This is a genomic window from Rhodococcus koreensis (assembly GCF_017068375.1).
GTDB classification, from domain to species: domain Bacteria; phylum Actinomycetota; class Actinomycetes; order Mycobacteriales; family Mycobacteriaceae; genus Rhodococcus_F; species Rhodococcus_F koreensis.
Window position 1 is genome coordinate 1,996,693 of sequence record NZ_CP070609.1, and the last position, 16,959, is coordinate 2,013,651.

A 16,959-nucleotide genomic window follows, 5' to 3' on the forward strand; every position below is an offset into this window, starting at 1 on the left:
AGTTTTTACACGCGAACGCTTGACACCACGGGGAGGCAGCCTGGAGCATTGTGTTGCACGCCTCGCAAGTCGTCGCGTATAGCGCAACAACTGCACTTCCACTCTTGTCCTTCCTCCCCAACACTTCGGAGGTATCGAGTGATTCTCGATAGCGATTCCCCAGCTGCAGTCGACACCGGCATCACGGTTCCGGTGTGCGAGTTCATCGCGCTCCCGGTCGGCGAAGTCGCCACCGTCACCCCGCCCGGCATGACCCCGATCTCCGTCTTCCACACCGAAGACGGCCTGTACGCCATCGACGACACCTGCACCCACCAGGACGCGTCGCTCGCCGACGGCTGGGTCGAGGGCTGCACCGTCGAGTGCCCGCTTCACGAGGCCTGCTTCGACCTGCGTACCGGCGTGCCGTCCGGTCCGCCCGCCAAGATCCCGGTGCGCACCCACGCAGTCTCGGTCGTCGACGGCACCGTCGTACTCCACGTGGCGAACGGAGAGCACTGATGAACGCGATCCCCGAATCCGTCATCGTCCTCGGCGCGTCGCTCGCCGGTCTCTCCGTCGTGCGCGCCCTGCGTGAGAAGGGCTACGCAGGTGCCCTCACGGTGGCGGGCAGCGAGTCGAGTCTGCCCTACGACCGGCCACCGCTGTCGAAGGAGTACCTGACCGGCGCACTCTCGGACGCCGACCTGTCACTGATGACCACCGACGACGACGGCCTCGACGTCGCATGGCACCGCAACCGGACGGCGACCGGGCTCCTGCATGCCCCCGACGGACGTCACCGGGTGATCTTCGGCGACGATTCCTACCTCGACGCCGACGCGGTCGTCGTCGCAACGGGCGCCCGTGCCCGCACCCTGCCCGGCCACACCGGCCTCGCGGGCGTCCACACGCTACGCTCCGTCGAAGATGCCCTGTCGTTGCGTGAATCACTTTGTCGCACCGAGAATCTCGTAGTCGTCGGCGCCGGTTTCATCGGTGCGGAGGTCGCCTCCAGCGCTGTCGGGATGGGACTCGACGTGACCGTCGTCGAGGCGTCGCCGACACCTCTTGCCGGACCACTCGGCATCGAACTCGGCGCGATCTGCGCCGGACAGCATGCAGTGAACGGGGTGCGGCTCCTGACCGGCGCGGTCGTCGAGCGGCTTCTCGGAGACGACACCGTCACCGGCGTCCAACTCCGCGACGGCACGATCCTGCCCGCCGACACCGTGGTGGTCGGGATCGGCGCGGTACCGAATGTCGAGTGGGCGGGCGACTCCGAACTGCTCGTCGACGACGGGTTCGTCACGGACGCCCAGTGCCGGACCAACGTTCCCGGTGTCTACGCGATCGGCGACTGCGCACAGTCCTTCGACGAGACCCACCAGTCGCATCACCGCAGCGAGCACTGGAGCAACGCCGTCGCGCAGGCGGGCGCGGTCGCCGACACGATCCTCGCGTCGACACCCGGCCCCGCGGCGATCCCCTACTTCTGGTCGCACCAGTACGGCAAGATGCTGCAGTTCGCGGGCACCCGGAACGCGACCGACGAAGTCCGGTTCGTGGACGGCGATCCCGGGACGGGCTCGTTCGTGGCCACGTACGACCGGAACGGCGACACCGTCGGGGTCTTCGCGATGAACAATCCCCGGTTGTTCACGCGGTACAAGAAGCAACTCGCGAAGTCGCGAGCCTGAGGGCGGGATCCGACGGTGACGACTCGAGCGACGCTACGGCGCGGCGTAGCCCAGCCGGCTGCTGATCCGCTGGGCGGTATCGAGCGCCGCCCGGGCGACCTCGTCGAAACGCTCCGGCAACAGCCGGTATGCGGGACCGGAAACACTCAGCGCAGCAATCACTCTCGCCGTGTAGTCACGGATCGGCACGGACACGGCGTTCATGCCGACCTCGAGCTCCTCCTCGGACTGAGCCCAGCCGCGGTCGAGGATGGTGGCGATCGACTCGGACAGCGTCGCCAGGTGGGTGATCGTGCGCGGGGTCAGGGCGATGAGACTGCCCCCGACACTGTCGGCGATCTCGGCGTCGGACAGTTCGCTCAGCAACAGCTTCCCGCTCGACGTCGCGTGGGCGGGGCTGCTCTGCCCCACCCACGTGTTGGTTCCGACTCCGGACGGCCCGTCCGCTTTGACGACGCTCACGGAACGGTCACCGTCGAGAATCGAGATATTGACACTCTCACCGACCGTTTCCGCGAGTTCGGCGCACAATTCCTGACTTTGTCGCACCAGGTCACCGTCCGGGGATGCGGTGCGGGCGAGGCGGACCAGAGAATTCCCGAGCCGGAATTTTCCCCGATTCTTCAATTGCGACACATATCCGCGCGAATCGAGAACGGCGACAAGTCGCGACGCCGTCGACTTGTGAACTCCCAATTCGTCGGCGATCTCCGTGACGCCCGCGGTGCCGAGCCTGGCGAGGATTTCGAGCACTGCCAGCGCACGGTCCACCGACTGCACGGCGCCGGCAGGACGGTTCCGATCCCCATTCGAGTTATCGTCCAATTCATTCATCGCAATTCTCAGGATAGGCGACTTCGTCCCATGGCGTGGCAGGCCTCCGCGCCGGAAATTCACGTCACGTGATCGACTCTCCGACATTCCCGAGCCCAATATGTTGATATATCAATTACCGACCCCGTCGCGATATTGCGCGCCCGCAGCGTCAACCCGTCGACTTCCCGCAGCACCCACCCAATCAGGAGAACCGTCATGACTTCACCGCGCGTCGTGATCATCGGAGCCGGCATCGTCGGTGCGAACCTGGCCGACGAGCTCACCGCTCGTGGCTGGGACAAGATCACCGTCCTCGACCAGGGGCCGCTGCCACTGACCGGCGGCTCCACCTCCCACGCGCCGGGGCTGGTGTTCCAGACGAACGCCTCGAAGACGATGACCGAACTCGCCCGCTACACCGTCGAGAAATTCCTGAGCCTCGACGTCGACGGCCAGTGGTGCTTCAACCAGCTCGGCGGCCTCGAGATCGCCACCACCGAGGAACGGTTGGCGGACCTGCACCGCAAGCAGGGCTGGGCCACCTCCTGGGGCATCGACGGCAGCATCCTCGACCCGGCCGAGTGCGCGAAACTGCACCCCCTCCTCGACCAGAGGCGGGTCCTCGGCGGCCTGTACGTGGAAACCGACGGACTCGCCAAGGCCGCCCGCGTCGTCGTCGCCCTCGCCCGCCGCGCCGAGGCCCGCGGCGCCGTGTTCCAGGGTTCGACGAAGGTGATCGGCATCGAGCACGCCGGCGGCAAGGTCACCGGCGTCACCACCAACCACGGCACCATCCCCGCCGACATCGTCGTCTCCTGCGCCGGATTCTGGGGCCCCGAACTCGGCGAACTCGTCGGCATGGACGTGCCCCTCCTGCCGCTGGCGCACCAGTACGCCACCACCGACCAGATCCCCGAACTCGTCGGCCGCAACACCACCCTCGCCGAGGCCGGCTTCCCGATCCTGCGGCACCAGGACCAGGACCTCTACTTCCGCGAGCACGTCGACCGCCTCGGCATCGGCACCTACGCGCACCGCCCGATGCCGGTGAACACCCGCGAGTTGACCGACAGCGCCGACATCTCCGACTCCGCCATGCCCTCGATGCTGGCGTTCACCGAAGAGGACTTCGCACCGTCGTGGGAGCAGTCCAAGCTGCTGCTGCCCTGCCTCGAGACCGCGAAGATCGAGCACGGCTTCAACGGGGTGTTCTCCTTCACCCCCGACGGCGGCCCGCTGATCGGCGAATCCCCCGACATCACCGGATTCTGGATCGCCGAGGCCGTGTGGGTCACCCACTCCGCCGGCGTCGCCCGCGCCGTCGCGCAACTGCTCGTCGACGGCCGCTCCGAGGTCGAACTGCACGGCTGCGACGTGCACCGGTTCGAGGACATCCAACTCGACCCCGACTACGTCAGCGAAACCTCCCAGCAGAACTTCGTCGAAATCTACGACGTCATGCACCCCCTGCAACCGAAGCAATCCCCCCGTGGCATCCGGGTCAGCCCGTTCCACGCCCGGCAGAGCGAACTCGGCGCCGTCTTCCTCGAGGGCGCCGGCTGGGAACGCCCGCACTGGTACGAGGCCAACGCGCACCTGCTCGAGCAGCTTCCTGCCCAGTGGCAGCCGCCGGCCCGCGAACCGTGGGCCGCGATGTTCCACTCCCCCATCGCCGCCGCCGAGGCCTGGAAGACCCGCACCTCGGTCGCGATGTACGACATGACCCCCCTCAAACGGCTCGAGGTCTCCGGCCCCGGCGCCCTGGCCCTGCTCGAACCGCTGACCACCGGCAAGATGGACAAAACCGTCGGCGCGGTCACCTACACCCTCGCCCTCGACACCGCCGGCGGCATCCGCAGCGACCTCACCGTCGCCCGCCTGGCCGACACCGTCTTCCAGATCGGCGCCAACAGCAACCTCGACCTCGACTACCTGCGCCGCCACGCCCCCACCGACGGCACCGTCCAGATCCGCGACATCACCGGCGGCACCTGCTGCATCGGCCTGTGGGGACCCCGCGCCCGCGACCTGGTCCAGGCCATCAGCCGCGACGACTTCTCCAACGACAACTTCAAATACTTCCGCTCCAAGCAGGTCCGGATCGGCGGCATCCCGGTCACCGCGATGCGCCTGTCCTACGTCGGCGAACTCGGCTGGGAGCTCTACACCACCGCCGACAACGGCCAACGCCTCTGGGACGTGCTCTGGGCGGAGGGACAGCAGTACGAGATCATCGCCGCCGGCCGGGCCGCATTCAACAGCCTCCGGATGGAAAAGGGCTACCGCTCCTGGGGCACCGACATGACCACCGAACACAACCCCTACGAGGCCGGACTCGGGTTCGCCGTCCGCCCCCAGAAGGGCGACTTCGTCGGCCGCGACGCACTCGACGGTGTGTCCGACGACACCGTCACGCGGCGCCTCGCCTGCCTGATGATCGACGACCGCACCTCGGTGGTGCTGGGCCACGAACCCGTCTACCTCGACGGCCAACCCGCCGGCTACGTCACCAGCGCCGCCTACGGCCACACCGTCGGCGCCCCCATCGCCTACGCCTGGCTACCCGCCACCGCCGGCACCGGCACCACCGTCGAGATCGACTACTTCGGCACCCGCATCCCCGCCACCATCGTCGCCGAACCCCTCGTCGACCCCGAAATGAAAAAAATCCGAGCATAAACCACACCGGCGCCGGGTCCGCCGCCTCGCTCAGCCAGGTGGTGGCCCCGGCCCCTTGACCCGCTTCTCCACTCTGCAATAGCATTCTTGATATATCAGTTCTATAGAACTGACACCTCAACGGTTCCGCTTCGAGGAGACCCCATGCCCCAGACCTTCACCCTGACGCTCAGCTGCGCCCAGCGTCCCGGGATCGTGCACGCCATCAGCTCCTTCCTCTTCGAGCAGAACTGCGACATCGCCGAACATCAGCAGTTCGACGACACCCGCAGCGACGCCTTCTTCCTCCGCACGTCGTTCGTGTCGGCGGGCGACGTCGACATCGAGCACCTGACCGCCCAATTCGCCGACGTGGCCGCGAAGTTCGGCATGACGTTCACATTCAACGGCAGCGATCTGCCCCGCGTCATCGTGATGGTGTCGAAGATGGGCCACTGCCTCAACGACCTCATCTTCCGTTGGCGGGCAGGCAATCTCGGCGCCGAACTCGTCGCCGTCGTCTCCAACCACGAGGTGCTGCGGCCGATGGCCGAGGCCGCCGGCCTGCCGTTCGTTCACGTTCCCGTCACCCCCACGACCAAGCCGGAGGCGGAAGCCGAACTGCTGTCGCTCGTCGACCGGTACGACGCCGACCTCGTGGTGCTGGCCCGCTACATGCAGGTGCTGTCGGACGACGCATGCCGGGCGCTCCGCGGGCGTGCGATCAACATCCACCACTCGTTCCTGCCCGGTTTCAAGGGCGCCAAGCCCTACCACCAGGCGTTCGATCGCGGCGTCAAGCAGGTGGGCGCGACGGCCCACTACGTGACACCCGACCTCGACGAAGGGCCCATCATCGAGCAGGAAGTCATCCGCATCGACCACACCTTCGACCCGGTGCGACTCGCCACCGTCGGGCAGGACGCCGAAGCCCTCGCACTCTCCCGGGCCGTGCGCTGGCACTGCGAGAACCGCGTCCTGCTTCACGGACACCGGACGGTCGTCTTCAGTTGAGGCGGCTTCGCCGCCCGTGCGCCTTTCTGGTAGCGGGAACAACCAGAAAGGCGCACGGGCGCGGAGCGCCTACAGCAGTTTGCGGATGGCCTGCTCGAAACCGGCGACATGCGCGAGGGTGAGTGCGGACGCGGTGTCCTCGTCGCCGTCGACGATGGCTTGCAGCAAGGCAGCATGCTCGCGGACGTGGCTGGCGACGTCGGGGAGTCGGTCGAGGAACAGGCACCAGATGCGGGTGGCGTGGGCGTCGAGGCTGACGAGGATGTCCTCGAGGTGCGGGTTGCCCGAGGCCCGGTAGATCTCGCGGTGCACGTGGACGTCCTTGCGCAGCACCTCGCGGGGGTCCTCGGTGTCGGCGATCTCGGCGATGTCGGCGGCGAGCGCGGCGAGTCGGGCCCGGGCGTCCTGGGTCGCGGAGCGCGCGGCGCGGGCGGCGGCGGTCGGTTCGAGTCGTTTGCGGATCTCGGAGATGTCGGCGAGGTCGGTCATGTCGACGGCGGTGGCGAAGGTGCCGCGGCGGGGGTAGGCGACGACGAGGCGTTCGCGTTCGAGGCGCTTGAGGGCCTCGCGCACCGGGGTGCGGCCGAAACCGAGTTCCTCGGCGAGGCGGTCGTCGTTGATCGGCTCACCCGGCCGGATATCGAGCATGACCAGGCGTTCGCGGATGATCTCGTACGCGCGTTCAGCGTTGGTGCCGCCGTTCGATGCCGTGTCCGCGACCGAGGAATGCGCCAGGCTCATGTTTCGTCTCCCTGATTTTCCGGAGCTATTGACCTTTATCCGATCCTGACCTTACTCTACTTTCCAGTTGATATATTAGTTCGAAGTCAACTGACCTTCTAGAAAGGCGAACCATGACTGTGGACACCGCAAACCTCACCGAGGCGGCAGCAAACCCGACGTTGACTCGGCGGTTGGTGGATCTCGATCCGGCCGTGCATGCGGCGATCGGGGCCGAGTTGGCGCGGCAGCAGGGCACCCTGGAGATGATCGCCAGTGAGAATTTCGCGCCGCTCGCGGTGATGCAGGCGCAGGGGTCGGTGCTGACCAACAAGTACGCCGAGGGCTACCCGGGCCGCCGGTATTACGGGGGGTGTGAGCACGTCGACGTGATCGAGCAGTTGGCGATCGACCGGCTCACCGCCCTGTTCGGTGCGGGGTTCGCGAATGTGCAACCGCATTCGGGGGCGCAGGCCAACGCCGCGGCGATGGCGGCGCTGCTGACCCCCGGTGACGGCATTCTCGGGTTGGATCTCGCGCACGGCGGTCACCTCACGCACGGGATGAAGCTGAACTTCTCCGGCAAGCTGTACGACGTCGCCGCGTACCACGTCCGCGAGGACGACCACCTCGTCGACATGGACGAGGTCGAACGCCTGGCCCGCGAGCACCGCCCGAAGCTGATCATGGCCGGCTGGTCCGCGTACCCCCGCCGGCTCGACTTCCCCCGGTTCCGGGCCATCGCGGACGAGGTCGGCGCCTACCTGATGGTCGACATGGCGCACTTCGCCGGCCTGGTCGCCGCCGGACTGCACCCCTCCCCCGTCCCGCACGCGCACGTGGTCACCTCCACCACCCACAAGACGTTGGGTGGGCCCCGCGGCGGCGTCATCCTCACCAACGACGCGGCGTTGGCGAAGAAGTTCAACTCCTCGGTGTTCCCCGGCCAGCAGGGCGGCCCGCTCGAGCACGTGATCGCCGGCAAGGCCGTCGCGTTCAAGCTCGCCGCCGAACCCGAATTCGCCGAACGTCAGCAGCGCACCCTGGCCGGCGCGAAGATCCTCGCCGACCGCCTGCTGCAAACCGATTCGCGGGCCGCCGGGATCAACGTCGTCTCCGGCGGCACCGACGTGCACCTGGTGCTGGTGGACCTGCGTGAGTCCGAACTCGACGGCAAGCAGGCCGAGGACCGGCTGCACCGGGTCGGAATCACCGTCAACCGCAACGCCGTCCCGTTCGACCCCCGCCCGCCGATGATCTCCTCCGGGGTGCGGATCGGCACCCCGGCGCTGGCCACCCGCGGTTTCGACGAGGCCGCGTTCACCGAGGTCGCCGACATCATCAGCCACGCGCTGCGCCCGGCCACCGACGAGGCCGGCCTGACCGCGCTGCGGGCCCGGGTCGACGCCCTCGCCGCCGCGTTCCCGCTCTACCCCGACCTCACGGAGACGAACTGATGACGACCCTGAGCTCCGGCACTGCAGCGACCCCGCCCGGTGCGCACCTGCCCGATCACCCGGACTTTCTGTGGCGTAACCCGGAACCGAAGAAGTCCTACGACATCGTGATCGTCGGCGGCGGCGGCCACGGCCTCGCCACCGCGCACTACCTCGCCAAGAACCACGGCATCACCAACGTCGCCGTGCTGGAGAAGGGCTGGCTCGCGGGCGGCAACATGGCCCGCAACACCACCCTGATCCGGTCGAACTACCTGTGGGACGAGAGCACCCGCATCTACGAGCACGCCCTGAAACTGTGGGAGGGCCTCGAGGAGGACCTGGACTACCCGATCCTGTTCAGCCAGCGCGGCGTCCTCAACCTCGCCCACAGCCTGCAGGATGTCCGCGACAGCGTCCGCCGGGTCGAGGCCAACAAACTCAACGGCGTCGACGCCGAATGGGTCGGACCCGACGAGGTCAAAAAACTCTGCCCGCTGGTCAACATCTCCGCCGACATCCGCTACCCGGTGCTCGGGGCGACGTACCAACCCCGCGCCGGGATCGCCAAGCACGACTACGTGGCCTGGGGGTTCGCCCGCCGCGCCGACCAGGCCGGCATCGACATCATCCAGAACTGTGAGGTCACCGGCTTCGTCACCGACGGCAACAAGGTGACCGGGGTCCGCACCACCCGCGGCGACATCGCCACCGGGCAGGTCGCGCTGTGTGCGGCCGGGCACACCTCCACCCTCACCGACATGCTCGGCATCGCCACCCCCCTGCAATCGCACCCGCTGCAGGCTTTGGTCTCCGAACTCCTCGAGCCGGTGCACCCGACGATCGTGATGTCCAACGCCATCCACGTCTACGTCTCCCAGGCCCACAAGGGGGAACTGGTGATGGGCGCCGGTGTCGACTCCTACAACGGCTACGGCCAACGCGGCGCCTTCCACATCATCGAACGCCAGATGGCCGCCGCCGTCGAGTTGTTCCCCGTCTTCGCCCGGGCGCATCTGCTGCGCACCTGGGGCGGCATCGTCGACACCTGCCCCGACGCCTCCCCGATCGTCGGCCGCACCCCCTACGACAACGTCTACCTCAACGGCGGGTGGGGCACCGGCGGCTTCAAGGCCACCCCGGGACTGGGCTGGTGCCTGGCCGACACCCTCGCCCACGACGAACCGCACGAATACATCGCCCCGTTCAGCCTCGACCGGTTCGTCACCGGCGCCCTCGTCGACGAACACGGCGCCGCCGCCGTCGCCCACTAACCCACCCCCGCACACCAACCAGGAGTCAGCATGCAGTTGATCGAATGCCCGTGGTGCGGGCCGCGTGAGGAAACCGAGTTCCACTACGGCGGCCAAGCCCACGTCGACTACCCCGAAGACCCGGCCGCGTTGACCGACGAACAGTGGGCGCAGTTCGTGTTCTTCCGCGCCAACCCGAAAGGCCTGTTCGCGGAACGGTGGTCCCATGCCGCCGGTTGCCGGCGCTGGTTCAACGCCGTCCGCGACACCGCCACCTACCGATTCCACAGCGTCTACCGCGTGGCCGAGCAGAAGCCGACGATATCGTGAACGCACCCTTCCGCACCCGCCAGGGCGGTCGCCTCGACCGCACCACCACCCACACCTTCACCTTCGACGGCCGCGAGTTGACCGGTCACCCCGGTGACACCCTCGGCTCCGCGCTGCTCGCGAACGGCATCCACCAGGTCACCACCAGCATCAAACTCGGCCGCCCCCGCGGCATCACCGCCGCCTGGGCCGAGGACACCGGCGGCCTGGTGCAGATCGAGGAACCCTTCCCCGAGCCGATGCTGCTCGCCACCACCATCGAGTTGTTCGACGGCCTCGTCGCCCGCGGCATCCCCGGCCAGGGCCGGCTCGCGACCATCCCGGACTCGGCGAAATACGACGCCACCCACCACCACACCGACCTGCTGATCGCCGGCGCCGGCCCGGCCGGGCTCGCCGCCGCCCTCACCGCCGCCCGCGCCGGCGCCCGGGTGGTGCTGCTCGACGAGCAGAGCGAAGCCGGCGGCGACCTCCTCGGCTCCACCGATCTGATCGACGGCGCCCCCGCCCTGGACTGGGCCGCGGCCGCCGTCGCCGAGTTGGCAACCTACCCGGACGTGCTGCACCTGCAGCGCACCACCGCGTTCGGCCACTACGACGACGGCTTCGTCCTCGCCCTGCAGCGCCGCACCGACCACCTCGGTGGCCAGGCCCCCGCCGCGGTCAGCCGGCAACGCATCTGGCGGATCCGGGCCCGGCACATCCTCCTCGCCGCCGGCGCCCACGAGCGCCCCGTCGTCTTCACCGACAACGACCGCCCCGGCATCATGCTCGCCCACGGCGCCCGCACCTTCCTGCACCGCTACGGCGTCACCGTCGGCGCCCAGGCCGTCGTGTTCACCACCAACGACAGCGCCTACCAGGCGGCGATCGACCTGCACGACGCCGGGGTCCGCATCAACGCGGTCGTCGAGGCCCGCGACACCGCCCCCGCCCGCTGGCAGCATGAATGCGAGGCCCGCGGCATCCCGGTCCGCACCGCATCCGTCGTGTCCGGCACCCGCGGCAACGGCCGGGTCAGCCACGCCCTCGTCACCTCCCGCGACGACACCACCGGCACCCCGATCCCGCTCGCGTGTGACGCCCTGCTCGTCAGCGGCGGCTGGAACCCGGCCGTGCACCTGTTCTCCCAGGCCCGCGGCAAGCTGAAGTACGACGACACCCTGGGTGCGTTCGTGCCCGGCGAGACCCTCGACGGCGTCACCGTCGCCGGCTCCGCCAACGGCATCCTCGACCTCCCCGGCTGCCTGCACGACGGCCAGAACGCGGGCCGGGAGATTCTGGGCGCGCTGGGCTTCACCACCCCGGACGTGGCATCGACCGCCGACAACTCCGGCGGTGCTGATTCTGCCGACGACGGTGGCCTGCCGCCGCTGGTGCTGTGGCGGGTCCCCGACCCCGCGGGGCAGGACACCCAGTTCGTCGACGTCCAACGCGACGCCACGGTCGCCGACCTCGCCCGCGCCGTCGGCGCCGGCATGACGTCGATGGAACACATCAAGCGCTACACCACCATCGGCACCGCCCACGACCAGGGCAAAACGTCCGGGGTCATCTCCTCCGGCATCACCGCCGAACTCCTGCACCGCCCGATCGAAACCCTCGGCACCACCACCTTCCGGCCCCCCTACACCCCGGTCCCGTTCGCCGCCCTCGCCGGCCGCGCCCGCGGCACCCTCTTCGACCCCGAACGGGTCACCGCCCTGCACGACTGGCACCTCGGCCGCGGCGCCGTATTCGAGGACGTCGGCCAATGGAAACGCCCCCGCTACTACCCACACCCCGGCGAGGACATGGACACCGCGGTGCTCCGCGAATGCGCCGCCGTCCGCGCCGGCGTCGGCATCCTCGACGGCTCCACCCTCGGCAAGATCGACGTCCAGGGACCCGACGCCGGGGTGCTGCTCGACATGCTCTACACCAACATGATGAGCACCCTCAAGGTCGGCATGGTCCGCTACGGACTCATGTGCGGCGTCGACGGCATGGTCATCGACGACGGCACCATCATGCGCCTGGCCGAGGACCGCTACCAGGTGTTCACCACCACCGGCGGCGCCGCGAAAATCCTCGACTGGATGGAGGAATGGCTCCAAACCGAATGGCCGCACCTGCAGGTCCGGCTCACCTCCGTCACCGAACACTGGGCCACCTTCCCCGTCGTCGGACCCAAATCCCGCGACGTGATCGGCGAGGTCTTCGGCGACCTCGACGTCACCAACGACGCCTTCCCGTTCATGGCCTGGCGCGACACCACCCTCGCCGGCGTGCACGTGCGCATCGCCCGGGTCAGCTTCTCCGGCGAGCTCGCCTACGAGGTCAACGTCGGCGGCTGGCACGCCCCCGCCATCTGGGCCCGCCTGATCGCCGCCGGCGACAAACACAACATCACCCCCTACGGCACCGAAACCATGCACGTCCTGCGCGCCGAAAAGGGCTACCCGATCATCGGGCAGGACACCGACGGCACCGTCACCCCCCAGGACCTCGGCATGAGCTGGGCGGTGTCGAAGAAGAAGGCCGACTTCATCGGCAAACGCTCCTTCACCCGGCAGGAAAACCAGAACCCGCTGCGCAAACAGTTCGTCGGACTGCTACCCCTCGACCAACACACCGTCCTCCCCGAGGGCGCGCAGATCATCGAACACCGCCCCGACGGCACCCTGCCACCGCCGCCCGTCCCGATGCTCGGGCACGTCACCTCCAGCTATATGAGCGCCGAACTCGGCCGCCCGTTCGGCCTCGCCCTCGTCAAGGGCGGCCACACCCGAATCGGCGACACCCTGCACGTCCCGGTGGACGGAAACCTGGTCGCCGTGCACGTCACCGGCACCGTCCTCGTCGACCCCGAAGGAGCACGCCGCGATGGCTGACACCCTCACCCCGCTGAGCCCCCTGCACAGCTGGAACCACACCTTCGCGCACCTGCCCGAGTCGGTGCGCATCACCGAGGAACCGTTCGTTACCATGATCGACCTCTGGGTGGACCCCACCGGACCCGGTGCGGCCGCCGCCGCCGCGGTCCTCGGTGTCGACCTGCCCACCACCGCATCCACCGCCGCCACCGGGGACACCGCCACCGCGATCTGGCTCGGCCCGGACGAATTCCTGATCACCACCCGCACCCAGGCACCCGAAACCCTCGAAACCCAACTCCGCACCGCGGTCACCCCGCACGGCGGCGCCGCCATCGACGTCTCCGGACAGCGCACCACCCTCCGGCTCACCGGAGCGCACGCCCGCGACATCCTCGCGAAGGGCTGCTCGATCGACCTGCACCCCACCGTGTTCCGCCCCGGAACCGCCGTGCAGACCATGCTCGGACTCGCCGGTGTCGTGCTGATCGCACTCGACGACACCGGCACCGACTACCGCATCCTGGTACGAGCCTCCTTCGCCCGCTACCTCGCGGCGTGGCTGATCGACGCCGCCGAAGAATACGGAACTCACCCCGAATAAACGCGGCGACGCAGGCAATCTTCGGCCCCGGGGGACGACATGGCGCCGTCCCCCGGGGCCGATTTCCACCCACAAGGAGGTGCACCCCGATGCCGTCCCCCACTCTCACCGCCACCGGCCCCCACCGGCTGCTCGACGCCCTCACCCGCCACACCCCCCTGGTCTGCGGCATCGTCAACGTCACCCCCGACTCCTTCTCCGACGGCGGCCGCTACACCGACCACCACCGCGCCGTCGACCACGCACTGTCACTCGTCGCCGACGGCGCCGACCTCCTCGACATCGGAGGCGAATCCACCCGCCCCGGATCCACCCCACCTCCGGTCGCCGACGAAATCGCCCGCGTCATCCCCGTCATCGAGGCACTCGCGCGGCACACCACGGTCCCCATCTCCGTCGACACCTCACGTCCCGAGGTGATGCGCGCCGCCGTCGCCGCCGGCGCCACCCTCATCAACGACGTCCGCGCCCTCCAGCTCCCCGGCGCCCTGCACACCGCCGCCGACCTGCAGGTCCCGGTTTGCCTCATGCACATGCTCGGCGACCCCACCACCATGCAACATGCACCCCGATACCGGAACGTCGTACACGAGGTCCGACGCTTCCTCCTCACCCGGATCGAGGCGTGTCTGACCGCCGGCATCCCGTCCGAGCACATCCTGCTCGACCCGGGCTTCGGATTCGGCAAAACCCTCACCCACAACCTTCAACTACTCAGCGAACTCCGGCAGATCACCGAGATCGGCCTCCCCGTCATGGCCGGACTCTCCCGCAAAGGCATGCTCGGCGCCATCACCGGCCGCGACGTCGACCACCGCCAGGCCGCATCCGTCGCTGCAGCCCTCATCGCCGCCCAGAACGGCGCCGCCATCCTCCGCGTCCACGACGTCGCGGAGACGGTCGACGCCGTCGCGGTGCTCCGCGCACTCGTATATCGTGGTCCCGCCACCTCCAGTCACGCGCCGAATCGAGACTCCGCCCTGTGAACACTTCCGTGTCCGCCGCAGTGGGGCTCGCGACGATCGACACAGCTGAGGTTCAGCTGATGGAGACGATGTATCACGATCCCCGCACGGGCTTGCGGCATCTCGACCGTCACCTGTCGCGTCTGGCCCGTTCCGCGGCGGTCCTCGGGTACGAGTTCGGGGAACGAGAGGTCCGGCGCCACCTCGCGCACCAGCTGTCGTGCGCCGGAGCGGCCCGGGTCCGGGTGCGCCTGCACCGCGACGGCGGCGTGGACGTCGACGTCTTCGCTCCCCCGGTCGCGCCTGCCTGTGTATCCCTCGTCCTCGACGACGAGCCCGTCGATTCCCTCGACATCCTCCTCGGGCACAAGACGACGTTGCGCGAGCGGTACGACCGCAGGCGTCACCGCAATCCCGATGCCGACGACGTCGTGCTGGTCAACGAATTCGGGCATGTCACCGAGACCACGATCGCGAACCTCGCCGCCCGGATCGACGGCGCCTGGTGGACGCCGCCGTTGTCGTCGGGATGTCTGCCGGGTGTCGAGCGGTCGTGGCAGCTGGACCGCGGGTTGATGCACGAGCGCATGTTGACGCCGAGCGACCTCCGGGGTGCCGAGGCTCTCGTCGTGATGAGTTCTCTCAAAGGTGTGCTGCCCGCGACGCTCCGGCCGTAGCCGCACATTTCCCAACGTTTTCCCGATCCCCTCTTGACCCATGCCGCATACTGACCTACCGTTATTGCACTGACTGATATATCAATCTCGAATCTGTTGGATCGCAGGCAAGTAGTCCGCGACCGCAAGGCCCGACTGTCAAAGGAAAAGGCATGAGAGCTCGTAAGATTCCCTCGGACCGACGGTATACGGCCACACACAGCTGGGTGGCGCTGACGCCGGGTGCGAACTTTTCCGATTTCCCCTTGCGCGCAGGCGTCACCGACCGCGCACTCGACGACATCGACGTGGTCGGAGTGGACCTGCCTGCCGTGCGAAGCACTGTCGACGCGGGTTCCCCCTGCGCTGTGATCTGGTCGTCGGCGCGGACGGCCATCACCGTGTACGCCCCGATCGGCGGTCTGATCACGATGACGAACCGCGACGCCACCGCTGATCCGGCGCTCGTCGCCGAAGATCCGTTCCACGCCGGATGGTTGTTCGCCATCCTGCCGGTGCCGTCGTCGTCCACGTACGGCCTCCTGACCCCCGCGCAGTACGCGACCGAACTCAACGAGACGGTGACCCTGTGACCATCAGCGTGTTCGACCTGTTCTCCGTCGGTGTCGGCCCCTCGAGTTCCCATACCGTCGGACCCATGCGCGCGGCCGCGCGTTTCGTGTCCGACCTGCACACGCTCGGCGCGTTCGAGGACGTCACCGGCGTCCGCGTCGACCTGTACGGCTCGCTCGCCGCGACCGGCGCCGGCCACGGGACGATGTCCGCAGTCCTGCTCGGCCTCGAGGGGTATCGGCCCGAGACGATCGAAACCGAGGAGATGGAGCAGCGACTCGAGGCGATGCGGACCACGCGGCGCATCGCGCTCGGCGGTTCGCACCACATCGCGCTGGCCGAGGACGAGATCGTGCTTCATCCGCTGACGATCCTGCCGTTCCACCCGAACGGGATGACGGTGACGGCCTATGCGGCCGGGAACGTGGAAATCCATCGGGAGACGTACTTCTCGATCGGTGGCGGATTCGTGGTCACCGAAGCCGAGAGCACGGAACACCGGCCGACGCCGGCGAGCGGGTCGTCGTTCGGGTCCGCGAAGGAACTCCTCGACATCTGCGCGCGGCACGGATGCCGCGTCAGCCAGGTCATGCTCGAGTTCGAGAGCGAAACCCGCGCGGCCGCGGAGATCCGCGACCGGATGCTCCACATCCGCGACGTCATGGTCGAGTGCGAGCGACGCGGCATCTCCCGCGACGGACTCCTTCCCGGTGCGCTGCGCGTCCGGCGGCGCGCCCGTGACTGGTATCTCCGGCTCGATCAGGAAGACCCCCATCGTGATCCCGCGTTCGCGGAGGACTGGGTCAACCTCGTCGCGCTCGCGGTCAACGAGGAGAACGCCTCGGGTGGGCGCATCGTCACCGCCCCCACCAACGGCGCCGCGGGCATCATCCCCGCCGTCCTGCACTACGCCGTCCACTACACGCCCGCCGGCCGGGCCGACCCCGACGAGACCGCGGTCCGGTTCCTCCTCGCGGCCGGCGCGGTCGGATCCCTGTACAAGGAGCGGGCGTCGATCTCGGGCGCCGAAGTCGGCTGCCAGGGCGAGGTGGGCTCGGCGGCGTCGATGGCCGCGGCAGGACTGGCCGAGATCCTCGGCGGCACACCGGAACAGGTGGAAAACGCCGCGGAGATCGCCATGGAACACAGCCTCGGCCTCACCTGCGACCCCATCGAAGGCCTCGTCCAGATTCCGTGCATCGAACGGAACGCGATCTCGGCAGGCAAGGCCATCAACGCCGCCCGGATGGCCCTGCGCGGCGACGGGACCCACCGCGTAAGCCTGGACCAGGTGATCGAGACGATGCGCTCGACGGGCGCTGACATGCTGTCGAAGTACAAGGAGACGTCCACCGGCGGTCTCGCCGTCAACGTTCCCGTCAACTACGTCGAGTGCTGAC

At 68.5% G+C, this 16,959-nt stretch carries 15 protein-coding genes; 13 read left to right on the top strand and 2 right to left on the bottom strand.

Going from position 1 to position 16,959, the window contains the following annotated elements; all coding sequences use genetic code 11:
* Positions 1–138: 138 nt before the first annotated feature.
* Together JWS14_RS09285 and JWS14_RS09290 are read left to right on the top strand one after the other, a co-directional pair.
* Complete coding sequence (locus JWS14_RS09285) at positions 139–501, top strand: bifunctional 3-phenylpropionate/cinnamic acid dioxygenase ferredoxin subunit (protein WP_072943997.1); 363 nt, start codon at positions 139–141, stop codon at positions 499–501.
* Positions 501–1,679: an NAD(P)/FAD-dependent oxidoreductase gene (locus JWS14_RS09290; RefSeq protein WP_206012976.1), complete on the top strand. Its 1,179-nt coding sequence runs from the start codon at positions 501–503 to the stop codon at positions 1,677–1,679. Before JWS14_RS09285 ends, JWS14_RS09290 begins: the two co-directional genes overlap by 1 nt.
* A 33-nt stretch (positions 1,680–1,712) precedes the next feature.
* Here JWS14_RS09290 and JWS14_RS09295 read toward each other — a convergent pair whose 3' ends face one another.
* Positions 1,713–2,513 (bottom strand): IclR family transcriptional regulator, encoded by an 801-nt coding sequence (locus JWS14_RS09295; RefSeq protein WP_072943993.1) that lies wholly within the window; start codon positions 2,511–2,513, stop codon positions 1,713–1,715.
* A gap of 198 nt (positions 2,514–2,711) precedes the next feature.
* On the opposite strand from JWS14_RS09295, the gene JWS14_RS09300 reads away from it, so the two are divergent.
* Entirely contained in the window at positions 2,712–5,174 is a 2,463-nt protein-coding gene (locus tag JWS14_RS09300; RefSeq protein WP_206012977.1) for a GcvT family protein, read from the top strand.
* Positions 5,175–5,318: 144 nt separating this feature from the next.
* The gene (gene purU / locus JWS14_RS09305; protein WP_072951716.1) at positions 5,319–6,167 is read left to right on the top strand and encodes a formyltetrahydrofolate deformylase; all 849 of its coding nucleotides are present in this window, start codon (positions 5,319–5,321) and stop codon (positions 6,165–6,167) included.
* Between the two features lie 69 nt (positions 6,168–6,236).
* Here the strand turns inward: purU and JWS14_RS09310 are convergent, their stop codons facing one another.
* Complete coding sequence (locus tag JWS14_RS09310; RefSeq protein WP_206012978.1) at positions 6,237–6,908, bottom strand: GntR family transcriptional regulator; 672 nt, start codon at positions 6,906–6,908, stop codon at positions 6,237–6,239.
* A gap of 113 nt (positions 6,909–7,021) precedes the next feature.
* Between JWS14_RS09310 and glyA the strand changes: the two genes are divergently transcribed.
* The 9 genes from glyA to JWS14_RS09355 all read left to right on the top strand — a co-directional run bounded on the left by glyA (position 7,022) and on the right by JWS14_RS09355 (position 16,958).
* Positions 7,022–8,344, top strand: coding sequence for a serine hydroxymethyltransferase (glyA, locus tag JWS14_RS09315; protein ID WP_241031303.1), 1,323 nt, complete (start codon positions 7,022–7,024; stop codon positions 8,342–8,344).
* Entirely contained in the window at positions 8,344–9,597 is a 1,254-nt protein-coding gene (locus JWS14_RS09320) for a sarcosine oxidase subunit beta family protein (protein ID WP_206012979.1), read from the top strand. The genes glyA and JWS14_RS09320 overlap by 1 nt, the downstream gene beginning before the upstream one ends.
* Before the next feature lie 30 nt (positions 9,598–9,627).
* Positions 9,628–9,906, top strand: a complete 279-nt coding sequence (locus tag JWS14_RS09325; RefSeq protein ID WP_074933911.1) for a sarcosine oxidase subunit delta — start codon at positions 9,628–9,630, stop codon at positions 9,904–9,906.
* Positions 9,903–12,779: a 2Fe-2S iron-sulfur cluster-binding protein gene (locus tag JWS14_RS09330; RefSeq protein WP_206012980.1), complete on the top strand. Its 2,877-nt coding sequence runs from the start codon at positions 9,903–9,905 to the stop codon at positions 12,777–12,779. The genes JWS14_RS09325 and JWS14_RS09330 overlap by 4 nt, the downstream gene beginning before the upstream one ends.
* Complete coding sequence (locus tag JWS14_RS09335; RefSeq protein ID WP_206012981.1) at positions 12,772–13,365, top strand: sarcosine oxidase subunit gamma; 594 nt, start codon at positions 12,772–12,774, stop codon at positions 13,363–13,365. The genes JWS14_RS09330 and JWS14_RS09335 overlap by 8 nt, the downstream gene beginning before the upstream one ends.
* Before the next feature lie 89 nt (positions 13,366–13,454).
* On the top strand, positions 13,455–14,351 hold the full coding sequence (folP, locus tag JWS14_RS09340; protein WP_206012982.1) for a dihydropteroate synthase: 897 nt from the start codon (positions 13,455–13,457) through the stop codon (positions 14,349–14,351).
* Positions 14,348–15,007: an aminotransferase class IV gene (locus JWS14_RS09345; RefSeq protein WP_206012983.1), complete on the top strand. Its 660-nt coding sequence runs from the start codon at positions 14,348–14,350 to the stop codon at positions 15,005–15,007. Before folP ends, JWS14_RS09345 begins: the two co-directional genes overlap by 4 nt.
* Positions 15,008–15,159: 152 nt before the next feature.
* On the top strand, positions 15,160–15,579 hold the full coding sequence (locus tag JWS14_RS09350; RefSeq protein ID WP_072940372.1) for a glycine cleavage system protein H: 420 nt from the start codon (positions 15,160–15,162) through the stop codon (positions 15,577–15,579).
* Positions 15,576–16,958: an L-serine ammonia-lyase gene (locus JWS14_RS09355; RefSeq protein WP_206012984.1), complete on the top strand. Its 1,383-nt coding sequence runs from the start codon at positions 15,576–15,578 to the stop codon at positions 16,956–16,958. Before JWS14_RS09350 ends, JWS14_RS09355 begins: the two co-directional genes overlap by 4 nt.
* Position 16,959: the final 1 nt, after the last annotated feature.